This is a genomic window from Aedoeadaptatus coli, from assembly GCF_900343085.1.
Classification (GTDB): Bacteria; Bacillota; Clostridia; order Tissierellales; family Peptoniphilaceae; genus Aedoeadaptatus; species Aedoeadaptatus coli.
Genome location: NZ_OPYI01000011.1, coordinates 16346 through 38703, shown reverse-complemented (window position 1 = coordinate 38703; position 22358 = coordinate 16346). Strand labels below are relative to the sequence as shown.

General features: G+C 50.8%; 19 protein-coding genes and 1 other RNA gene. 8 read left to right on the top strand and 12 right to left on the bottom strand.

The features are described 5' to 3' along the window. Nucleotides 1-25: 25 nt before the first annotated feature. The 7 genes from DG046_RS06980 to DG046_RS06950 all read right to left on the bottom strand — a co-directional run bounded on the left by DG046_RS06980 (nt 26) and on the right by DG046_RS06950 (nt 8985). Nucleotides 26-1312, bottom strand: a complete 1287-nt coding sequence (locus DG046_RS06980; protein ID WP_108831790.1) for a D-alanine--D-alanine ligase family protein — start codon at nt 1310-1312, stop codon at nt 26-28. Nucleotides 1313-1359: 47 nt separating this feature from the next. Then, nucleotides 1360-4584, bottom strand: a complete 3225-nt coding sequence (carB, locus tag DG046_RS06975) for a carbamoyl-phosphate synthase large subunit (RefSeq protein WP_108831789.1) — start codon at nt 4582-4584, stop codon at nt 1360-1362. Between the two features lie 8 nt (nt 4585-4592). Next, nucleotides 4593-5633 carry a carbamoyl phosphate synthase small subunit gene (locus DG046_RS06970; RefSeq protein WP_108831788.1) on the bottom strand — a complete coding sequence of 347 codons (1041 nt, stop codon included), beginning with the start codon at nt 5631-5633 and terminating at the stop codon, nt 4593-4595. 10 nt (nt 5634-5643) lie between these two features. Continuing rightward, nucleotides 5644-6540, bottom strand: coding sequence for a dihydroorotate dehydrogenase (locus tag DG046_RS06965; RefSeq protein WP_108831787.1), 897 nt, complete (start codon nt 6538-6540; stop codon nt 5644-5646). Further along, nucleotides 6533-7210, bottom strand: coding sequence for an iron-sulfur cluster-binding protein (locus tag DG046_RS06960; protein ID WP_108831786.1), 678 nt, complete (start codon nt 7208-7210; stop codon nt 6533-6535). The genes DG046_RS06965 and DG046_RS06960 overlap by 8 nt, the downstream gene beginning before the upstream one ends. Beyond that, nucleotides 7194-8114 carry an aspartate carbamoyltransferase gene (pyrB, locus tag DG046_RS06955; protein WP_199909595.1) on the bottom strand — a complete coding sequence of 307 codons (921 nt, stop codon included), beginning with the start codon at nt 8112-8114 and terminating at the stop codon, nt 7194-7196. Before pyrB ends, DG046_RS06960 begins: the two co-directional genes overlap by 17 nt. 223 nt (nt 8115-8337) lie before the next feature. Next, entirely contained in the window at nt 8338-8985 is a 648-nt protein-coding gene (locus DG046_RS06950) for a hypothetical protein (RefSeq protein ID WP_108831785.1), read from the bottom strand. 271 nt (nt 8986-9256) lie between these two features. Here DG046_RS06950 and DG046_RS06945 point away from each other — a divergent pair, with 271 nt between their 5' ends. The 7 genes from DG046_RS06945 (at nt 9257) to DG046_RS06915 (ending at nt 17269) form a co-directional block, all read left to right on the top strand. After that, nucleotides 9257-10285, top strand: coding sequence for an endonuclease/exonuclease/phosphatase family protein (locus tag DG046_RS06945; protein WP_159082089.1), 1029 nt, complete (start codon nt 9257-9259; stop codon nt 10283-10285). A gap of 208 nt (nt 10286-10493) precedes the next feature. Then, on the top strand, nt 10494-11078 hold the full coding sequence (locus DG046_RS06940) for a TetR/AcrR family transcriptional regulator (protein WP_108831783.1): 585 nt from the start codon (nt 10494-10496) through the stop codon (nt 11076-11078). Between the two features lie 60 nt (nt 11079-11138). Beyond that, nucleotides 11139-12896 carry an ABC transporter ATP-binding protein gene (locus tag DG046_RS06935; RefSeq protein WP_108831782.1) on the top strand — a complete coding sequence of 586 codons (1758 nt, stop codon included), beginning with the start codon at nt 11139-11141 and terminating at the stop codon, nt 12894-12896. Beyond that, nucleotides 12880-14598, top strand: coding sequence for an ABC transporter ATP-binding protein (locus DG046_RS06930; protein ID WP_108831781.1), 1719 nt, complete (start codon nt 12880-12882; stop codon nt 14596-14598). The genes DG046_RS06935 and DG046_RS06930 overlap by 17 nt, the downstream gene beginning before the upstream one ends. A 15-nt stretch (nt 14599-14613) precedes the next feature. Beyond that, nucleotides 14614-15195, top strand: a complete 582-nt coding sequence (locus DG046_RS06925) for an MptD family putative ECF transporter S component (protein ID WP_108831780.1) — start codon at nt 14614-14616, stop codon at nt 15193-15195. Beyond that, on the top strand, nt 15195-15884 hold the full coding sequence (locus DG046_RS06920) for an energy-coupling factor transporter transmembrane component T (RefSeq protein WP_108831779.1): 690 nt from the start codon (nt 15195-15197) through the stop codon (nt 15882-15884). The genes DG046_RS06925 and DG046_RS06920 overlap by 1 nt, the downstream gene beginning before the upstream one ends. Continuing rightward, nucleotides 15872-17269 (top strand): ABC transporter ATP-binding protein, encoded by a 1398-nt coding sequence (locus DG046_RS06915; protein ID WP_108831778.1) that lies wholly within the window; start codon nt 15872-15874, stop codon nt 17267-17269. The genes DG046_RS06920 and DG046_RS06915 overlap by 13 nt, the downstream gene beginning before the upstream one ends. Nucleotides 17270-17426: 157 nt before the next feature. Here the strand turns inward: DG046_RS06915 and ssrS are convergent. Next, nucleotides 17427-17606: non-coding RNA, 6S RNA (ssrS, locus tag DG046_RS06910), on the bottom strand. Nucleotides 17607-17667: 61 nt separating this feature from the next. Beyond that, nucleotides 17668-18516: an RluA family pseudouridine synthase gene (locus DG046_RS06905; protein WP_108831777.1), complete on the bottom strand. Its 849-nt coding sequence runs from the start codon at nt 18514-18516 to the stop codon at nt 17668-17670. Nucleotides 18517-18574: 58 nt separating this feature from the next. On the opposite strand from DG046_RS06905, the gene DG046_RS06900 reads away from it, so the two are divergent. Then, the gene (locus DG046_RS06900) at nt 18575-19375 is read left to right on the top strand and encodes an NAD(+)/NADH kinase (protein WP_108831776.1); all 801 of its coding nucleotides are present in this window, start codon (nt 18575-18577) and stop codon (nt 19373-19375) included. A 68-nt stretch (nt 19376-19443) separates the two neighbouring features. Here the strand turns inward: DG046_RS06900 and DG046_RS06895 are convergent, their stop codons facing one another. The 3 genes from DG046_RS06895 to DG046_RS06885 all read right to left on the bottom strand — a co-directional run bounded on the left by DG046_RS06895 (nt 19444) and on the right by DG046_RS06885 (nt 22335). Continuing rightward, complete coding sequence (locus DG046_RS06895; protein WP_108831775.1) at nt 19444-20232, bottom strand: J domain-containing protein; 789 nt, start codon at nt 20230-20232, stop codon at nt 19444-19446. Further along, entirely contained in the window at nt 20225-20590 is a 366-nt protein-coding gene (locus DG046_RS06890) for a metallopeptidase family protein (protein WP_159082088.1), read from the bottom strand. The genes DG046_RS06895 and DG046_RS06890 overlap by 8 nt, the downstream gene beginning before the upstream one ends. 131 nt (nt 20591-20721) lie before the next feature. Beyond that, entirely contained in the window at nt 20722-22335 is a 1614-nt protein-coding gene (locus DG046_RS06885; RefSeq protein ID WP_108831773.1) for a Na+/H+ antiporter NhaC family protein, read from the bottom strand. Between the last annotated feature and the right edge of the window lie 23 nt (nt 22336-22358).

Below are 22358 nucleotides of genomic sequence, written 5' to 3'. Positions count from 1 at the left end.
TTCGTTCTTATGATTTTGTCTGATTTTATCGGTTTTCCAAGAAGCGAATGCGCTCTTCCAGGGCGTAGACCCTTTGCTCCAAGGCGGCGTAGCGCAGCTTCAGCTCGCGAATATCCTCGTCGTCCATGGTTTCCGTCATGACGTCCTGCGCAATCCGCGCATCTCTTTGGGCTTCATCCACCCGCTCCTTGGCGTAGCGCTTGGCCTTGGACCATGTTTCCCGGGCTCCTCTTTCCACTTGACGGAGGCGGCCCTTGGCTTCTCTCGCCGCTTCTTCGGCGCCGGCTTCCATTTTTTCCGCGCCTTCTTCCACATTGCGACGCATTTCCTTCGTCTCTTCGCGGAAGCGGCCGATCTTTTCCTCGGTGAGGCGGGATTGTTCTTCCTTCAAGAGGATGTCGATGTCGTTTTTTCGAGTGGCGGCAGTGGCGAGAAAGGCGTCGCTTTTCGGCTTCACTTCCGCCCCGGTGCGGGCGATTGCCGCATTGACGATGGCGTCGACGGCACTTTCCGGGCGGAAGCCCTTTTCATTTAACACCGCCATAAAATCGCTCTCGGCACGAAAATCGGCGGAAGCCCGGACGTCGATGACGTAGGCCTTCTCCCCGTCCGCTTCCATGACGAAAAAGCCCATGTCCTTCAATTGAAAGAGCTCGAAAGCTTTTTTCGCCGTATTCCTTACGAGGTCCTCTTCTTTTTTGCTCAGCTCCCCGCCGACGGCCTTCGTAAAGACGCTGACGTCATCGCCGTTTCCGATGAGGGCCACGTGAACTTTCTTGCCCCTTGAAGGCTCCCTGAGGTAGATGATCGGGGCCACATCCAGAAATTGCTTGGCCTCTTCGTAAAGGGCCTCTTCATCGGCCACAAACACGGATTCTTCCCCTTTTGCCGTTACGATCACGGGGTAGGTGAGCTCGATTTGCGCCAAATCCACCACGCTTTTCGCGGCGTGTACGGGGCGAAAATCCATGCCCTGTTGCTTTAAAATAGCGGCGGCGAGCACGGGATCTTCCGCGATTCCCAGGCCCATGACGCCGGCGCCGACGAAGGGAATGCCTTCTGAGGTCAACATGGACGCCAGGCCCTTAGCGGCATCGCCGTCTTCTACCAGGGGAAAGACCAGGTCGATCTTGTCCCATTTTAGTTTCGCCACGAGGGATTCGTGGATCACGTATTGGGCCACGTCGGCTTTTTTCGCCAACATCGCCTCCAGGGCATCTGCTTCTTTTCGCGCGGCGGCCACTTGCAGCCGGCGATCAATTTTAGATTTTCCCGATTTATTTAATAAGTCACTGACAATTCCGATTCCCATAGGTCACACTCCTTTATGGGATTCTACCCCAATGAGCGATGAGGCAATCAGCACTCGGAATTATAGTCGCCGATTTCGTAAATTCTCAGATCGTCTTTCAAGGGATTGTTCTTTAAGGTTTCGGCATAGACCTTGGCCTTGTCCAAGTTGGTGAAGAGTTCCACGTCGCATTCGATGGCGTTTCGGCGAATTAAAAAGCCGTCGCGCTTGGAGTCGTTGCCCTTGGTGGGGGTGTTGAAGACGAGGTCGATCTTGCCTTCTTGGATCAAGTCGATCATGGTGGGGGCTTCTTCGCCGATGCGGCGCACTTCTTCCGCGTCGATGCCGTGTTTGTTTAAGAAGGCCTTGGTGCCCTTGGTGGCGTAGAAAATGACGCCGTCTTCCGCCAGGGACTTGGCGATGGGCAAAAATTCCTCTTTGTCCCGATCGCGAATGGTGCAAAGGGCGCGGCGGCTCTTCGGCGCAATGTCCGTGCCGGCAGCTAAAAAGCCCTTGGCCATGGCTTCTTCTTCCGTGCGGCCCACGCCTAAGACTTCGCCGGTGGAGCGCATTTCGGGCCCGAGGGAGGCTTCCACTCGGTGAAGTTTTTCCGTACTGAAGACGGGGATCTTCACGCAGGTCGTGGGGGAAACGGGGCCGATGCCCGTGCCGTAGCCCATGGATTTTAAGCTGTCGCCCAGCATGACTTTCGTGGCGATTTCCGTAATGTTCATGCCCGTGACTTTCGAGAGGTAGGGCACGGTGCGGGAGCTCCTGGGGTTGACTTCGATCATGTAGAGGGTGTCGTCTTTAATGATGTATTGAATATTAATCATGCCGATGACGCCCAGCTCCAGTGCCACTTTCTTCGTGGCCTCTAAAATGGCGTCGTCCATTTCTTTCGAGATGTGCCTGCTGGGATAGATGCTGATGGAGTCGCCGCTGTGGACCCCTGCCCGCTCCAAGTGTTCCATAATCCCCGGCAAGAACACGTCGGTGCCGTCGGAAATGGCGTCCACTTCACATTCCATGCCTTGAATGTATTGGTCGATCAGCACCGTGCGCTCGGGATCCATGGCGAAGGATTCTTCCAGATAGTAGCGCAGATCTTCATCGGCGGTGCAGATTTCCATGCCTTGGCCGCCCAAAACATAGGAGGGGCGAACGAGAACGGGGTAGCCCAGGCTTTCCGCCTTTTCCATGCCTTCTTCCACGCCGTGAACGCCGACGCCTTTCGGGCGAATGAGGTTCAGCTCTTCCAACATGGCGTCGAATTTTTCCCGGTCTTCCGCCCGGTCGATGGCCGTGGGATCCGTGCCTAAAATGGGAATGCCTTCTTCTTTAAAGACGCCGGCAAGCTTAATGGCCGTTTGGCCGCCGAACTGCAGGATGACGCCTTCGGGCTTTTCCTTTTCGATAATGTTTAATGTATCTTCCGCCGTGAGGGGCTCGAAGTAAAGTTTGTCGGAAATGTCGAAGTCCGTGGAGACGGTCTCGGGATTGTTGTTAATGATGATGGTTTCGTAGCCTTCTCGGCGCAGGGTCTTGACGCAGTGCACGGAGGCGTAGTCGAATTCCACCCCTTGACCGATGCGGATGGGGCCGCTGCCGATGACGATGATGCGGCGCTTGTCTTCGTGAACCGGGGATTCGTCTTCGCCCTCGTAATTGGAGTAGAGATAATTGGCCTCGGCATCTGCCATGCCCCCTTGGGTGTCCACTTTTCTGTACTTGGCTTCGATACCGAAGAGCTTTCTCAGCTCGCGAATGAATTTTTCGCCGACGTTTAAGCGATTGGCGATGATTTCGTCGCTGAAGCCCAACCGCTTCATTTCGCGGAGCTTGTCTTCCGTCAGATCTTCCTTCTTCATGGCTTCCAATTCCGCTTCCACGCAGACGATGCGCTTAATGATCCTGAGGAAGTAGGCGTCCATGCCCGTTTCTCTGGAGAGGCGGTTAATGTCGTAGCCCGTGTTTAAAAGAGCCGCCAGATAGAAGAGGCGCTCGTCGTTGGGCCGTTTGACATTTTCCTTTAATGTGGCGATGTCCATGGTTTTGAAGCGGGGGTGGAGGAGGCTGAAGGCGCCGATTTCCAAGGAGCGCAGGCCTTTTAAAAGAGCCACTTCAAAGGTGGGGCCGATGGCCATGACTTCGCCGGTGGCCATCATTTTCGTGCCGAGGTTTCGATCGGCGTTAAAGAATTTGTCGAAGGGCCACTTGGGAATCTTCACCACCACGTAGTCGATGGAAGGCTCGAAGGCCATGGAGCGGGTGCCGGTGATTTTGTTTTCGATTTCGTCCAGGCCCAAGCCCAAGGCGATTTTTGCCGCCACGCGGGCGATGGGATAGCCCGTGGCTTTCGAAGCCAAAGCCGAGGAGCGACTGACACGAGGATTGATTTCGATGACGGCGTATTGCAAGCTGTTGGGCTCCACGGCGAACTGCACATTGCAGCCCCCTTCGATGCCCACGCCTTCGATGATACGAAAAGCCGCTTCCCGAAGCATGCCGTGTTCGATATCCGTCAAGGTTTGGGTCGGCGCCACCACCATGGAGTCGCCGGTGTGGACGCCGACGGGATCGATGTTTTCCATATTGCAGACGCAGATGCAGCTGCCCTTGGAATCGCGGATCACTTCGTATTCGATTTCCTTCCAGCCGGTAATGCACTTTTCGATTAAGACCTGACCGACGCGGGAAAGGTGGATCCCGGCGTGGGCGATGGTCCTGAGCTCCGCTTCCGTGTCGCAAATGCCGCCGCCGGTGCCGCCTAAGGTAAAGGCCGGGCGCACAACCACCGGGTAGCCGATGATTTTTGCATAGGCCACGGCGTCTTCCACGGTTTCCACGGTTTTCGATTCGATAATGGGCTCACCGATTTCTTCCATGAGTTGACGGAATTCTTCCCGGTCTTCGCCCTTTTTAATGGAGGGAATGGAGGTGCCGATAATTTCCACGCCGTATTTTTCCAAGACGCCGGAGTCGAAGAGCTCGATGGAAAGGTTCAGGCCCGTTTGCCCGCCCATGCCGGCGATGAGGGCGTCGGGGCGTTCGCGTTCGATGATTTTTTCGATGACTTCCGCCGTCAAGGGCTCGATGTAGACCTTGTCCGCCACTTCCCTGTCGGTCATAATCGTGGCCGGATTGGAATTGACGAGGACGACTTCCACCCCTTCTTCACGAAGGGATTCGCAGGCTTGGGTGCCGGAGTAGTCGAATTCCGCCGCCTGACCGATGACGATGGGGCCGCTGCCGATGACGAGTACTTTTTGAATATCTTTATTACGGGACATAATTCCTCCTAGGCTAATTCACTGATAAGGGCTAATTGTGTGCTGAGCAGATCCCGGGCGCCGGGCAGGCCGAAGGGATCGAAGAGCACGCCCACGGCGTTGTTTTCTTTGTCTGAAAAGCCTTCCACGGATCCGTCGGCGACATTTCTGTAATTGATGGCCACGGATTCCGGCAAGTGCTCGATGCCGTACTCTCTGTTTTGGCTCGTCATATACACCCGCTCCCCTTCGCCCTTTACGGCGATGGAGGCGCCGGCGTGAGGCGAGGCGAGTTTCACCAAATCGCCGCCTAAGGCCAAGCCCAAAAACTGAGCCCCGAGGCCCATGCCGTAAATGGGCAGCTTGCCGATCATTTGTCCGATGTCATGGACCAAATCCAAATAGTGGGCGGCGACGCCGGGGCCGGAGCTTAAGAACAAGAGATCCGGATTATCGTCCAAAATGGTTTCATAATTGGTCATGGCGGGGTAGACGATGAGGCGGTAGCCCGCGTCGTTTAATGCTTCCAGAATGCCGTCTTTTACGCCGAAGTCCCAGAGGGCGATGGTGGGGCCTTCACCTTCGATTTCCGTGACCTCGATGGTGCTCACTTCTTCGATGGTGTTGGGATTTTGTTCAGCGAAGTATTCGTCCATTTCGGAGGGCGTCATAAGGCGATCGGTGATCACGCCCCGTTGCATCCCCGTTTCTTTCAAGTGGCGAATGAGCCCGCGGGTGTCCACGTCTTCGATGCCCACCACGTCGTAGTAATTTAAGTATTCCTTCAGATCCATTTCGCTGCGGAAATTCGTGGCGTTTTCCATGGCGCGGCGACAGATAAAGGCGGAAATCGCCGGTCCGTCGGATTGATTGTCTTCGAAATTCATGCCGCTTCCGCCGATCAGTGGATAGGTGAAGAGCAGGATGCGATCCAAATTGGCGGGATCCGTCATCACTTCTTCGTGGCCGATCATGGTGCTGTGCACGGTGAAGCGACCGCCTACTCTGCGCTTTTTGCCGCTGAACTGTTTGCCCGTAAAGACGGTGCCGTCTTCTAATTGAATGTACATAGTCGCTCCTTTAAATAATCCCGCGAATCTCGTCCAAGGATCCGATGTTTTCTTCGTTCATGTATGTTTCCAAATCGGCGATAAGTTTCGGCACGATGTGGGGATCCACTAAATTCATGGTGCCGATTTCCACCGCTTGCGCCCCCACCATCATCATGGCGATGACATCTTCCGCCGAGCAAATGCCGCCCATGCCGACGACGGGAATCTTCACCGCCCGAGCCGCGTCCCGCACCATTCTGAGGGCGATGGGAAAAATCCCCGGGCCCGACAGACCGGCGTAGACATTGTCGAAAACGGGGCGTCGATTTTTCACATCCACTGCCATGGCCTGAAAGGTGTTGACCAAGCTGATGCCGTCGGCTCCCGCCGCTTCACAGGCTTTCGCCAGCTCCGCCGGATTGTCGCCGTTGGGAGATAGCTTCACCACGATTTTGTGGCGGCTCACTTCCTTTACCTTGGCCGTAATGGCCGCCGCATCCTGACAGTGTAGGCCGAAAGCCATGCCCCCGGAGGCCACATTGGGGCAGGAGATATTCAGCTCGATCATGTCGATATCCGCGTCGTTTAACATTTCCGCGGCGATCAAGTAATCCTCCACGCTGTGGCCGCCGAGATTGGCGAGAATCACCGTGTCCATCTTCCGCATCTCGGGCAAAATTTCTTCGATGAAATGCTTCACGCCGGGATTCTCCAGACCGATGGAATTCATGATCCCCGAGGGCGTTTCGTACACCCGCTGCCCCGTGTTGCCCGGGCGAGGATTGAGTGTGAGGCCCTTGGAGGAAATGCCGCCGATGATTTCGGGATCGTAAAAGGGGGCGTATTCCTCGCCGAAGCCGTAGGTGCCCGAAGCGCCGATAAGGGGATTTTTCATGGTGCATCCCAAAAGTTCCGTCTTAAGCATAGATTGCCCTCCCTTCGAAGACGGGGCCGTCTTTGCAGACACGCACCCGCTTGCCCTCACTTTCGCAGGTGCAGGCCAAGCAGGCGCCGAAGCCGCAGCCCATGTGTTTTTCCATGGAGACGTAGATTTTGTTCTTCGCCCGCTTCACCGCTTCTCGCATCATGGGATCCGGACCGCAGGTGTAGATCACTTCGTCTGCAATGGCAAGTTCGTCGAAAATATTGGCGCCGATATAAAATTTCACCCGATCGCCGTAGGGGGCGTAAATGGCCTGAAGGGCCTCGTTTTCTTCCCGAAGGCCGATGGCCACGGAAAGTTTCTTTTCTTTGTCACCTTCCAACAAGTGGAGGGAGGGGGCGATGCCCGTGCCGCCGCCGATAAAGAGGGTCTTTTCTTTTATTTCGGGAAAGCCCCGGCCGAATGGCCCTTCCGCCACGATTTCCTCGCCGGGAAGGAGCCGCGCCAAATCCTCGGTGCCGCCGCCGACTTTTTTTATAAGGAAGGAAAGGGCGCCGTCTTTTAAGGAAAAGATGGATATGGGCCGACCCAAAAGCTTCGCTCGGTCCCGGGGCTTCACCATGAAAAATTGCCCCGGCGACGCCTCGCCCTCGTAGGCCAAGGTGAGGACGAAGAGCTCCTCGCCCAGCGCCTTGTTACTGATTACCTTCATTTTTTGCCTCCAGTAAAGTCAGAATCAGAGCCATGCGCATATACATGCCGTTTTGCGCCTGCTCGAAGTAAAGAGCCCGAGGGTCGCTGTCGATTTCCGCGTCGATTTCATCGACCCGCGGCAGGGGATGGAGCACGATTAGATCATCACTTCCCGCATTCAGCACCTCGGCGTTGAGCAAGTAGGAACCTTCGTAGCGCTTGGCCTCGTCTTCGCTGATGAAGCGCTCCTTTTGAACCCGCGTCATGTAGAGCACGTCCAAATCCCCGATGACGGCCTTTAAATTGTCCACTTCCTCGTAGGGGCAGCGGGCCGTGTCCAAATATTCTTCCGGCATATTCAGCCCTTCCGGAGAAATAAACACAAATTCATTGTCGTAGTGGTTTAAAAACTGAAACAGGGAGTGGACGGCGCGGCCGTAGCGCAAGTCGCCGCAAAAACCGATTTTTAAACCGGACCAGGCCCCTTTGTGCTTGCGAATGGTAAAAATATCCGCCAAGGTCTGTGTCGGGTGGGCGTGATCCCCGTCGCCGGCATTGATGAGGGGCATGTTTTTCAGCACGTCCACGGCCTTGTGTTGGGTGTAGGCGTGGGGATGGCGCATGGCGCAAATGTCCGCGTACTGATCCACGATGTGGAGGGTGTCGCGCACCGTTTCCCCCTTGGCCATGCTGGAGACTTTGACATCACCTAAGTGAAGCACTTGGCCGCCGAGGCGGTACATGGCCGCGTCGAAAGACATGCGGGTTCTCGTGGAGGGCTCAAAAAAAAGACTGGCCAGGATCTTTCCGTCGCACGCATGGGCGTACTCCCCGGGATCCGATGCAATTGCTTGCGCCAGTCTAAATAAATCGTCGTACTCTCTTTCTGTCATATCATCCGGTTCTATGAAATGTTTCAGCATATGGCCTCCTATAAAAAAAGCTTTTACACAGGTAAAAGGCACAAAGAGAGACCCGTCCTCTCGGGACAGGTGTATTCTGTTTTGCGACCTTTTTAGTGTCTCGCACTAAATTAAAGTATCTTCGCTACCAAATAGTCTACGCTCCCCAAGGCCATTCGTCAAGGAAAAATGACGGGAGAAATAAAAAAGCCCGAAGGACGCGTCATGTCCTTCGAGCAATGTTTCATCCTTCCTCTTTTCCTCCCGGCCACGGCGGTGCTTCGAGATCGGCTTTCAGTTCTTGTCTCGCCTTTTCCAAATCGTAGGGCGCGTTCTTCTTTCCCTGAAGCTGCCAACTGTAGTCCAATTTATCGGTCGTGTTGCCATAAGCCCCGTCGATTAACCAAGAGGCCCCCGTGTCGCCGGCCATGGCCGCCAAAACCTTGGGTGCACCCGCTTCGATGACGAGATGGATTTTGTAGGGGTAATTCACGGAGGCGTGATCCTTGCCGTCGTAGAAGGAAAAATCCACGCACATGGTGACGTCGTAGGTGCCGTCGCCGTTGTCGATGAATTTTTCGTCTTCGAAGATCGCCTTTTCAAGGACGTATTTTCGCCCCACCACCTCGCAACGATACGCATTCATGGCTCGTTTGTCTTTTATAAACTGTTGAAGCTTCTTCGAGCCTTTGCTCAGATTGGTCGTGCTTAATTCCTTGTCCTGAGCGAAATCGCAAAAGTCGTTTAAAATAAAATTCCGCGCCGTCTTTAAGCAGGGCTCTTTCCACTCGTTTTTCTCGCTTTTCGCAAAAGACATGTAGGGTACGATGCAAAAGGCCGCCGCAAGGGCCACGAGAGCCAGACCGCCGCCGAATAGAAGTAACTTCTTCATCTTCATCCTCCTTCTATGCTTTTTTCTATGTACGGTGCCGACGTCTGCTTTATAAAGGCATTCGACGCTTTTTTGGCTACCGCTATCTGATTTTAATATACGCCTTGTCTCCTCTCCCGCGGTTACAAAAAGATGAGTAAAAATTGATGTTTTGTCAAAGAAAAAGAGCCGAAATTTTAAAAACGAAAATAAAGGGAAAATATGTTAAAGAAAGGCTACTCGCCACAGGATGAGCAACAATTTTATACAGTGAAGGAGAATGGATTTTACTATGAAAAAGAGAGACATTTTATTTTGCCTATTTCTTCTGATCTATGCCATTTTTGGATGTAGCTATGCTTTTTTCTCGGAGTACAAATTAAATAGAATGCTCACAACAACATTCGGATTTGCCCATTTATATTCTTTTTTTACCATGATATGCCTTGTAATGTTCCTTTTTTCATTATTAGCAGTGGCAATCACCTTGTTAAAGAATGGATTTAAATTGAAATTTGATACGCCAAATTCAATTTTAATTTCATCAATGGTTTTTTCAATGCTTTTTATTTTCGGAGGAACTGGCACAGATAAACTAGTCGAGACAAGCCGTGATGGTCAGACAATTAGACTAGTTGAATGGAATGTAGCTGACAATATAAACGAGGCAAACATCCGAGATATTTTCGGCGAATTTGACGCTGATATAGCTGTGTTCCCGGAACTTGGAGGATATGAAAAAGGGGATCATTCGAATAGCAGGCTCATTAATTTGTTCAAAAAAGCCGGTATTGATTTCGAAAAGTATGAAGTCTATGTTTCGGAACCGACGGAGGGCAGTATAGCTCCCGTTACAATCGTGATAAAGAGGGCATTCGGTCGCTACAATTTTTACAAGAAAACACCTATGACGAGATTTGGAACAGTCTATTTATCTCCAACTACAAAGGGCAAACCGTCCATTATAGGATTGCACACGGCACCTCCGCTTCCGGGGTTAATGGGCATTTGGAAAAATGATTTAGATTTAATTTCAGACCTTTCTAAGCATAATAAAGATTCGATTATAATTGGAGATTTCAATGCCACAATGAAGCATGGTCGTCTTAATACTATAAAAACACATGTAGATGCTTTGGAGCATGCACCGAAATTTAATTCTGGAACATGGAACATAGATATTCCATCGCCTTTTAGGACAAGAATAGATCATATTTTAATACCAAATAATAAGTATGGTGTGAAAAGCATAGAGCTTAAAGCCCATAGCAACTCAGACCATTTGTGTGTGTTTACAGAAATACAGGAGTTAACCAATTAAAATTTACGTTATGAAGCAAGCGACTTAGAATGATATCTTCGTCGCTTTTTTATTGTTCAAATTGCAATCGAAGTGCAACGGAACCCCCGGTCTAACCGGGGGTTTTCTAATGCAAAAAAGCGCAGAAAAGGATTGACGAAAAACGAAAACCGTTGTACATTATTGTTACCGACGGAAACGTCGGTAACAGAAAAAGGGAGGAGAAGTTATGGTTAAAAAGCGTTTACGTCCGGAGGCGCGAAAGAAAGAAATTTTAGCTGCGGCGGCAAAACTCATAACGGAAAAAGACTACAGCCACGTCACCATGGAAGATGTTGTAGAGGCGACGGGGCTCTCCAAAGGCGGCTTGTACCATTACTACAAAAGCGTCGACGACATTCTCTACGATTTAATGGTAGAAGGCATTCGCTACCGGAACGACATCATCAAGGATGCCATGGCAAGCTATGACGGCCCGATCGATCCGAAATTTGTTGCGGAGAGCATCGTAGAGAAAATGCTCGACGACAACCCCTATATGCCGGTGTACGTGCAGTTTTTACTCGCCAAACGTCGCAACGAAAAATTGGAAAAGCTGTTTTTAAAATTGAAGGAGCAAACCCTGGAAGAATCAAACGCATTTTTATTTTCCAAAGGGGGCGTGCAGATGAATGAGGACATGCTGGATTTGCTCACGGATTTTATCAACACGATGATCCTCGGCAGCGAACTTTTAGATGCACGGGAAAATTTTAAAAAGCATCGCCAACTTCTTCTCGCAGCCACCCAAAACATACTTAAATCGACAGTCTAAGTCGGTTTAAGTTTTTTTACAAGATTTCGTGATAATTATTATCACGATGAAGGAGGTCCTATGGCCATTTACAAAAAAATATTCGCATATGTACCCGAGGCGAAGGGTTACGGTTACTTATCTCTGCTCTTATCCGTTGCAAGCGCCGCAGGTCTCGTGGCGGGCTATTATTTCGTCTACTGCGTTATGGTGGCGTTGATTCAAGAAGGCAACGTCGCCCACGCCATGGCGCTCTCTATTCGCGCTATGATGACCTTGACAGCGGGCAGTTTGCTTTATTTTGCATCGGGCATCGCATCCCATAAATTAGGATTTCACGTGGAAACCAATCTTCGCAAAAAAGGCATCGACGGCGTGACAAAAGCCAGCTTCCGCTTTTTCGATCTCAATCCCAGCGGCGTCGTTCGCAAAACCATCGACGACAACGCCGGGTTAACTCACCAATCGGTGGCACACATGATTCCCGATTTAGGGCAAGCCTTCGTCGTACCCATTCTAAGTTTGATCTTAGGTTTTTACGTGAGCATTCGTTTGGGCATTGCCCTCGTCGTCCTTATCGTCATCGGCGGTTTGCTCTTTAAATCCATGATGGGCGGGGAAACGAAATTTATGCAAATTTACCAAGACGCCTTAAAGCGCATGAGTGCCGAAACGGTGGAATACATTCGGGGCATTCAAGTTGTCAAAATTTTCGGCGCCGACGTTCAATCCTTTAAAGCACTTCACGACGCCATTCACGATTACGCAAAATACGCCTATGCTTATTCCAAATCCTGCAAATTGCCTTACACGGCGATTCAATGGCTCTTAATCGGCGTCATCGCCATCGTCATGGTTCCTCTGTCATTATACTTACACCGCGTAGGCGATATGCGTTCTTTCTACGTGGAACTGATCATGCTGCTCTTTATTTCGGGGGTCACCTTTTCATCCCTCATGCGAATCATGTATTCCAGCATGTATATTTTTAACGCCAACTACGCCCTCTCCAATTTAGAAAAAATGTACGACGACATGCTGAAAGATAAAATTGCCTTCGGAACGAAGGAAACTTTTGACGGAGAGGATATCGTCTTTTCCCACGTGGACTTCGGCTACGGAGATAAGCCCGTCTTTAAGGATTTAAACCTGAACCTGGACGGGGGCAAAACCTACGCCCTCATCGGCGCGTCGGGATCGGGGAAATCCACCCTCGCCAAATTGCTTTCCGGATTTTATAAAATCGACGGCGGCGACATTTTCATCGGCGGAACACCTTTATCCGAGTATTCGGAAAAAGCCGTGGCGGAAAACATCGCCTTTATTTTCCAAGATCCGAAACTCTTTAACGGCTCCATATTCGACAACATCGCCGTCGCCAAAGGCGGCGCCACGGAAGACGAGGTGTTGAAGGCGCTGAAAGACGCCGCCTCCATGGATATTATCGAAAATCTTCCCAACGGCATGCACACTTTAATCGGCGCCAAAGGCGTGTACCTTTCCGGTGGAGAAAAACAACGAATCGCCATTGCCCGCGCCATGTTGAAAGATGCAAAAATCGTCGTGATGGACGAAGCAAGCGCCGCCATCGACGCCGACAATGAGTACAAATTACAGGCATCTTTTAAAAAGCTCATGGAGGGAAAAACCGTTATCATGATCGCCCACCGCTTGACGAGCGTGCGAAACGTAGATGAAATCCTCGTCATGGAAAAGGGGAAGGTTGTGGAGCGGGGAAGCCACGACGTGCTTATGGCAAAAGACAGCTACTACAAGCGGGAACTTTTGCGTTATAACATGGCCAATGATTGGAGGATCAACGATGAAAGAGCACTTTAAAAAGAAATTCCATGTAACCGAAGAAGGTGCACAGGGATTGGTGTGTGCCGTGTGGGCGAGCTTTATCGTCAACGTCATCGCCATGTTTCCCGTCATGATTCTTATGTTGCTGGGTCAGCAGATTTTAGAAGGCACATTCCATTCGAAAACACTTTATTTCGCTTTATCTCTCGGCATTTGTGTGATCTTATTTATTGCTCTTCTCGTCGAATACGAGCGCATGTATAACGCCACCTACAAAGAATCGGCGAACTTGCGAGAAAATTTGGGGAAGACTTTGGCGAAATTGCCTCTGGCCTTTTTCTCAAAACGTAATTTAAGCGACTTGGCACAATCCATTATGTCCGATGTGGAAGCCATCGAACACGCCATGAGCCACGCTATTCCGAAAATTTACGGGCTCTACCTCTTCATTCCCATACTCGGCATCATGCTGTTGGTAGGGAATGTTAAGCTGGGCCTTGCGGTCATTCTTCCCATGACGCTACGCCTCTTAATCCTCGTCGCGTTTAAAGGAGAGGGCATTAAGAGAAATCAAAAATTCTTCGATCAGCTGCGGGCCAATGCGGAAGACTTTCAAGAGGCCATCGAGCTGCATCAGGAAATCAGAAGCTACCATTTAACGGATGACGTTCAAAAGGATCTTTACACCAAAATGGACGAAAGCGAAAAGATCCAGATGAAGACCGAAGGCTTAGCTGTGGGCATTATGGCCCTATCGAATTTATTTTCCTTTATCAGTCTCGGGATCGTCCTTTACGTCGGCGTCGACCTTCTCGCCAAAGGGGAAGTGAGTTTACTCTATGTCGTAGGCTACGTCCTCGCCGCCATGAAGCTTAAAGATTTAATTGATCTTTCCAGCGAAACGGCTCTGGAAATTCGCCACATTACCCCTCGCGTCGAAAATATAGCCTCTATTCAAGATGCGCCCCTCCAAAAGGGAAAAGACGTGGATCTTCGTCGCGTAAGCATTGATATAGAAGATGTTCACTTCGGCTACGGCGAAAAGAACGTGCTGGACGGCGTGAACTTCACCGCTCTCCAAGGGGACGTTACCGCCCTCGTCGGGCCCAGCGGCTGCGGTAAGAGTACCCTCTTAAAACTCATGAGCCGCCTTTACGATTACGATTCCGGCGCCATTCGCATCGACAACTACGATATTCAAAATGTTTCCACCGACTCCCTCTTTAAAAAGACATCCATCGTCTTCCAAGACGTGATGCTCTTTAATACGAGCGTCATGGAAAATATTCGCATCGGACGTTTGGATGCCACCGACGAGGAAGTAAAAGAAGCGGCGCGTATGGCCAATTGCATGGATTTTATTGACGAAATGCCCGAAGGATTCCATACGGCCATCGGGGAAAACGGACAGGAACTTTCCGGCGGTCAACGGCAACGGCTTTCCATCGCCCGCGCGTTCTTAAAAGATGCGCCTATTTTAATTCTCGACGAAATTACATCCAGCTTGGATGTGGAAAATGAACGGATCATTCAACAATCGCTGAACCATTTGATTCAAAATAAGACGGTGGTCATCATTTCTCACCGCTTAAAGAGCGTGGAAAAAGCGGATAAAATCGTCGTCTTAAACAAGGGAAAAGTCGAAGGGGAAGGCAGGCACGACGAACTGCTGAAGATCTCGCCGACCTACCGAAACCTTATGGAAAAATCTGAAATGGCGGAAGCCTTTGTGTATTAGGAGGAAGGAGGAAGTATGAAGAATGAAAAATTAAAGGTCAAAGATCTCGTTACCATCGGGATCTTTGCCGTTATCTATTCTATTGTAATGTTCGGCGTCGGAATGATGGGCATGATCCCTATTTTATTTTTAATCTATCCGACCATTCTCGGCATCGTTAGCGGCGTCATCGTCATGTTGTTTATGGCGAAAGAGCAAAAACCCTGGGCGCTTTTTATCTTCGGAATGTTGACGCCCCTCGGAATGTTTGTCATGGGACATACTTACGTGGTGCCTGTACACGCATTAGTGGTAATGTTGATCGCCGAATGTATTCGCCGAGGCGGAAATTATCGTTCCTTTAAATATAACGCCATCGCCTTTGGTATTTTTAACATGTGGATTTGCGGATCCCTTATGCAAATGCTCTTAGTAAAGGAAAAATACATGGAAATGTGTGCCATGATGGGATCGGATTATGTTCAAGCGCTTGAAAAACTTATCACCTACCCCCATATGGCCATCGTCTACGTGGGAGCCTTTATGGGCGGCATCGTCGGCGCATGGATCGGCCGCACCATGCTTAAAAAACACTTCATTAAGGCGGGCATTGCATAATGAATGGAACGCAGCATGTTTCATTTAATCCAAACCCCATTACGAAACTCATTGTTACTCTGCTCGTAAGCTTTACCGTATTACACCCCATTGGACTACTCGCCTGGGGCGTTATGGTGTGGATCAGTTTGTTTTTTTGGTTGAGCGGATTTAAAAAAGAATCATTGCAAGGTTTTTTGGTTTTCGCTCTTCTTTATTTCCTGCCGAATTTTGAAGGCGCCATGGCCCTTCCCGGATTTTTAAAAATGTTTGTTGCCCTTTTAGTCGTGGTTAAAATGTTTTATTTGCCCTTTATGGCGGGGAAATACTTGATTCAAACATCTGACGTAGGCGATATTATCACCTCTATGGATACCGTCCATGTGCCACGAACCATTGCCATCCCCGTCGCCGTCATGTTTCGTTTTTTTCCTTCCTTTAAGGAAGAACATCATCACATTAAGCAGGCGATGAAAATACGAGGGATTACGTGGAAAAATCCTTTGCGCTACGGGGAATATGTAAGCATTCCGTTGCTCATTTTATCGTCGACTATTGCCGATGATATTGCCATGGCGGCGGAAACACGGGGAATCGGCATCGAGGGAGAGAAAACGCGCTTTCGGGAAGTGAAACGCGGCGTCGTCGATCTCGTGTATTTTCTCGGCGTGTTCGGTTTTGTATTGGGAGGCTGGTTATGCTTGAGATAAAACATTTATCCCTAACGTACGGCGAGGCCGAAAAAAGCTTACACGACATTACCTTTTCTGTGGCGGACGGCGAATGCGTCTTGCTCGCGGGAAAGAGCGGATCCGGAAAATCTTCCATTTTACGCGCCATCAACGGCATCGCCCCTTCTTACGACGGGGCATCGCTCGAAGGGGAGATTCTGATCGACGGTCGTGCAGTTGAAAAAATGAGCATGGCCGATCTGTCCCAAATGATAGCCAGCGTGTTTCAAAACCCAAAGACCCATTTTTTCAATGTGGATACGACCTTAGAACTCGTTTTTTATTTGGAGAACATAGGCCTTTGTCGCGAAAAAATGAAGGAGCGATTGGAGAAAATGCTCGCTCTTTTCCATATCGAACATTTAATGAATCGTGATATTTTTAAATTATCCGGCGGCGAAAAACAAGTCTTGAGTATCGCCGCAGCCTATATAAGCGGTGCACCCATTATACTCCTCGACGAACCGTCGTCAAATTTAGATGAAAAGACGACCCGAACCTTACACGATATGCTTTATGTGCTAAAACGAGAAGGCATCACATTAGTGATTGCCGAACATCGGCTTTATTACCTTATGGATCTCGTGGATAGAATTTATCTTATGGAGAAGGGAAGGCTGAAAACAACGTTTAATAAAAGTGCGTTTTTGGATCTTTCCGAAAAAGCGTTGTACGCCCAAGGGTTACGTTCGACGCAACATGTGGCGTTAAATGAAAAGTCGGGAAAGTGTAACGGCTCGGATCTCAAAATCCACTGTTTACAGCATTTTTTTGAGGGATCGGCCAAGGGATTTTCCGTAGAAGGTATTGGCCTTGCAAAAGGAAAGGTTTACGGCATCGTCGGAACCAATGGTTGTGGAAAATCCACATTCCTCAGAAGCCTTCTCGGCATCGAAAATAGTGCGAAAGACGATATCGAGTTTAAAGGATCGACACTATCGCGACGTAAACGACTGGCACATTCCGCATTGGTTATGCAGGATGTGAACCATCAACTTTTCAGCGATACCGTGGCGGGGGAAATCGTGCTCGGGCAAAAGACGATCGACGAGGAAAGGCGCGAACGAATATTGGATCGCTTAAACCTTTTGGATAAGAAAAAGCGCCATCCCATGAGTTTGTCCGGCGGCGAAAAGCAACGGGTCGCCATTGCTTCGGTTTTATTGAGCGATCGGGAAATTATCGGTTTTGACGAGCCGACAAGCGGAATGGATTTCGAAAACATGGTAAGTATTTCAAAGCTTATGCGGTCCATGGCGAGAGACGGAGCGATTTTAATCGTCGTGTCCCACGATACGGAATTTTTAAATCGTACGGCAGATGAGATCATCGACATGGGTTCCTTCAGAATTCAAAAGAATTAAACGAAAATAGCAGCTTAACCTTAGTAGAGTGACCCCATAAAGTTGGACCCGGAAATCCAAGCTTTGGGAGTCAGTGCACTTCGGAGCTGCTTTTTTTGTTGCACTTCAATTAATTATTCAAGGCAATAAAAAAAGACCCGGACCTCGCCGGATCTTTGGATCCCCCGCTGGGCCGGGCTTCGTATAATTCAGACCCGCCCTTAAAGTAAAGGTGGGTAATTTGCTAACTACGTCTAACTTCCACTCAGTGGAGGCTTGTTATAGGTAACTAGACACAATTTCCCGTGTCTGATTTGTCGGTTGAATTAATAGAAGGTATCGAACCCCGCAGGGGTTATTTAACTTGTCCTTATTATACTACGACGGCCCCGCTTAATCAAGATCGCCGCCGGGGCCTGTCATTCGCTTAAGTAACTTACCCACTCGTTTGGCATAGGCGATGTAAAGACCATGGGCGCCTTTGTCCGGGGATGGACGATGGAAATTTTGTGCACGTGAAGGTGCACGCCGCCCCCTCCGCCGCCGTAAAGTTCGTCGCCGAGGACGGGATGGCCCAGGTGAGCCATGTGGCAGCGGATTTGATGGGTGCGCCCGGTGTCGAGTTTTATCTCAAGCAAACTCACCTCGCCCGTTTGAAGGGGCCTGAAGTGGGTCACGGCGCTTTGCCCGTCATCTCTTACGACGCGCACGAGGCTTCTCTCCCCCACGCCTATGGGTGCGTTTACCGTTCCCGCTTCCTTCACTTCCCCCTTCACCAGGGCGAGATAGGTCTTGTTTTTCGTGTGGTCTTTCTCGAGGACGCCGTAGGCGTAGGGATTTTTCGCCGCGATCAACAGCCCGGTGGTCTCCCTGTCCAACCGCCCGAGCATGCGCACCTTCCGCCGAATGCCCTTGGACTGAAAATAGCCCCACACTTCGTTGGCCAAGGTGTGATCGGGATACATTTTACAGGGCATGGCGGGAATCACGCCCTTGTCGATGACGAGGAGGTCTTCGTCTTCGTAGCAGATTTTTTGTCTCATGGGCGCCGGGGCGAGATTCGACTCTTCGTCGGCGAAGGCCACGGCCACCGCCGTGCCCGCCTCCAGAGGCGCGGATTTAAAAATCACCTCGCCCCTCACGGTGACCAGGCCCGCGAGGAAGGCGCGACGAATATGGCTGTGGGAAAAGCCCAGGCTTTTCAGGAAGCTGTCCGCCCGGGCATAATTTCTTTCTGTGATAAATTTCATGGTGTCTGTACTTTTCATTTTTCCCCTTTTGTTTTACCATATAGGTGAAGGAAGTTTTTAACAAGGAGGTGAACTTGTGGCAAGTCCCATCATCAATATTATATCGAATTCGAATTTCGAAAGTCGCAAGACCACGAAGCGCCTGATTCAGAAATTGAAGCAGCACCACTTCACGCCCACGACGACGCTCTCGCCGAAAGCGGAGCTGACCATTACCGTCGGCGGCGACGGCGCCTTTATTAAAGCGGTCAACCGCATGAATTTTTCGTCCACGCCCATTGTGGGGATTAACACGGGCCATTTGGGCTTTTATCAGGAGATCAACCCGGATCGCTTAGATGACTTTATCGAAGATTACAAAAACAAAAATTACCACATCGAGGCGCTTCCCATTTTAGGCGCGGAAATTTACACCAATCAGAAAAAATTTTACGCTCAGGCCATTAACGAAATCGTGTTAAAGGCGCAAAATTCAAAAGTCATCCACATGAACGTCTTTATCGACCGCAACCATTTGGAGAAGTTTTCCGGCGACGGCATGCTGGTCTCCACGCCTTCCGGCTCCAGCGGTTACAATCTGTCCTTAGGCGGCGGCATGATCCATCCCAAGGTGGAGGCCATGGCCATGACGCCCATGGCGCCCATATCGTCCCAAAGCTACCGCTCCCTCACCACGTCCATCGTGATTCCCGGCGAACACGTCATTTCTCTCGTCCCGGAACGACGCTACGCCAACAGCAATCTGGTCCTGGTCGACGGCAGGGAACACAGCTACACGCAGATGAAGCGGATCAATATTCGCTTCGCCGACAAGCGCATTCATAAATTAGTCATGGAAAACAATTATTGGGAAAACATTAAGAGCAAATTCCTGTAAAAAAGGCCCCGCGAGGGCTTTTTTTCATGTCAAGAAAAAAGAGCCCGCCGGCTCCCCTTTCTTCTCGCCTACTGCTTCTTTCCGTACATGGATTTGTAGCGGGCGATGTTTTCGTCGTTTAAAAAGTCGTTGGCCGCGTTGATTTCCTGAAAAATCTGCGTCGTGTCCTTGTCGGGATTTAAATCCGGGTGGTATTTTTTGGCGAGCTTTTTGTAGGCCAGGCGAATTTCGTATTTGTCGGCGTTCACGTCCACGCCCAAGCGCCGGGTGGCGGCTTCGTATTTTTCCTTAAAGCCGCCGTCGTAGGCCCCTTGGTAGCCGCCCTGATTGTAGCCGCCCTGATTGTAGCTGCCGTAGTCGCTGCCGTAGTAATTGGCCTGATTAAAAAAGGCTTCGAAGCGCTGCCTGAAAAGCTCCTCTTCCATGCGGGCGCGGGCCTCTTCTTGGCGGCGACGCTCTTCTTCGATTTTCCGTTGGTAGCGCCTGCCGTAGTCGCCCATGGTTTCGTAGGTAATGTCTTTTCCCAAAAGATAGTAGTCGGCCCGCTCATAGAAAAATTCCGTCACCATGTATTGCAGGTACTTGAGCCGGCTCACGGCAAAGGAGCCGATGACGGGAAAGATCAGTATAAGAAGCAGAATTCCGCCCCAGTTCGTGCCGCCTCGGGAAGAGAAGCTCATGGGAATCAAAAAGATGAAGAAGAAGAGGCAGCCGCCGAAAAAGAGCAGAGACAAGAGCAGGCTGCGAAAGGAGCGAAAGAGCTCCGTGAGCATACTGAACACCGTAATAAAAAATTCCAGCACGTAGTCGATGGCCGTGCCCACGTATTTAAAAAAGTTTCCGTAAAGTTTATTCATGTTCCCTCCGGTGCCGCTCCATAAAGGCCAAGTCCTCCAGGACCAGGTCGTTTTCGCCGGCCAAGGTTTCTAAGTGATGGGTCAGTTCGTGGTACAAGGTTTCTTTCAGCCGCTCCGTAATCCCTTCGCGGGATTCATAGCCGTAGAGGGCCATAAAAGAGCCGTAGTACAAGACGATGGATTTGCCCATGGGCTCGGACTTGTAGTGGCCCATAATGTAAAGTTCCGGATAGGTCTCATCGTGCATCTCTTCCCGCGAAAAGAGCACGCCGCCGTTTAGGCCGCGGAAATAATATTGGGGCAGCTCGTCCACCAAATCGTCCAATATCGTGGCCATTTCCTCAAATCGATCTTCCATACCCACCTCCTGAACTTTCATTATAGAAGATCGACGTCCAATTATAAAGCCGTTCGGAAAAACTTCGATTTGTCTTCACAATTGAGCTCTTTTCTCCACAAAAAAAAGCGAGGCCGAAGCCTCGCAAAGTGTTACAGTTGGTTTCTCAGTTCCGGGTGCTTGTTGTGACGTCCCACGAAAGAAAGGACGACGATCAGCATGACAACCCCTGCAATTAAGGGGATGTAGGGATCTTGAATGAAGCCCGCGATAATGTAGCAGACGGCGCTGATGCCGGCCACGGTTAAAGCGTAGGGCAATTGGGTGGACACGTGAACCACGTGATTGCATTGGGCCCCGGCCGAAGACATAATGGTCGTATCGCTGATGGGCGAGCAGTGGTCGCCGCAGACGGCGCCGGCCAAGCAGGCGGACAGGCCGATAAAGAACAGGCGATTGTCGACGGTAAACATGCTGGTCACGATGGGGATCAAGATCCCGAAGGTGCCCCAGCTGGTGCCGGTAGCGAAGGCCAAGAGGGCCGCTACGATAAAGATAACCACGGGGAGGAACAATTGCAAGCTGCCGGCCACATTGCCCATCATGCCGCCGACGAATTCGGCGCTGCCTAAAAGGTCGTTGGAAATACTCTTCAGTGCCGTCGCCATGGTTAAGATCATAATGGCGGCGACCATGGAGTTAAAGCCTTCGGTCAAGCAGTTCATGGCGGTGTTGAAGCTCAGCACTCTGCGAATGATCAGATAAGCAATGGTAAAGAGCAAGGTAATGGTGGCGCCCCAGGGAAGGGCCACGGTGGCGTCGGTGTTACCGAAGGCGCCGATGAAGTCGCCGGTAAAGTCCGATGCGGGATCGAAGTAGCCGCCGACGTAAATCAGTGCCACGACGGAGGTGATGATCAGGAAAATAATGGGAACCACCAAATCGAAAAGGCTGGCGTGATCGGCGGTTTCTACCGTTTGCAATTCTTGTTCCAGTGCAGAAATATCGTCGCCCTGAAGAGCCGCTTCTTCGTAGCGAAGCATGGGGCCGTAATCGTCGCGGCGCCAAATTAAGACGATGACGAAGGCCAAGGTCAGAAGGGAGTAGAAGTTGTAGGGAATGGCGCGAACGAACATGGTAATGCCGCTCATGCCCGTGCCTTCCGCATAGCCGGATACGGCTGCCGCCCAAGAGGAAATGGGGGCGATCATGCAGATCGGCGCTGCCGTGGCGTCGATAATGTAGGCGAGCTTGGCGTGAGAAATCTTGAAGCGGTCGGTAACCGGTCGCATAACGCTGCCCACGGTAAGGCAGTTAAAGTAGTCGTCGATAAAGATCAAGATGCCCAGGAAGAAGGCCGCCGTTTGCGCGCCCCGTCTGGATGTAATGTGTTGTGCGGCCCACTCGCCGAAGGCCTTGGTGCCGCCGCTTCGATTAATGAGGGCGACGAGCATGCCCAGGAGTACGAGGAAAATAAAGATCCCCGCCGTACCGGATACGGCGTTGATTAAACCGTCGTTAATGACGTGGTCCATGGTGGTGGGAAAAGATCCCCCGCTGGCCAAAATGGCGCCGACGAAGATCCCGGTAAAGAGCGACGGAAATACCTCTTTGGTAATCAGGGCCAAGGTAATGGCCACGATGGGCGGCAAGAGGGACCAGGCCGTGGCCTCTGTGGCCATGCCCGATGCCGCCACGGCAAAGCTCGCCCCGATGGCGACGATGCCTAAAATTAATGCGATAATAAGATTGCGTTGATTCGTCATGTTAATCTTCCTTTCTGAGTTTT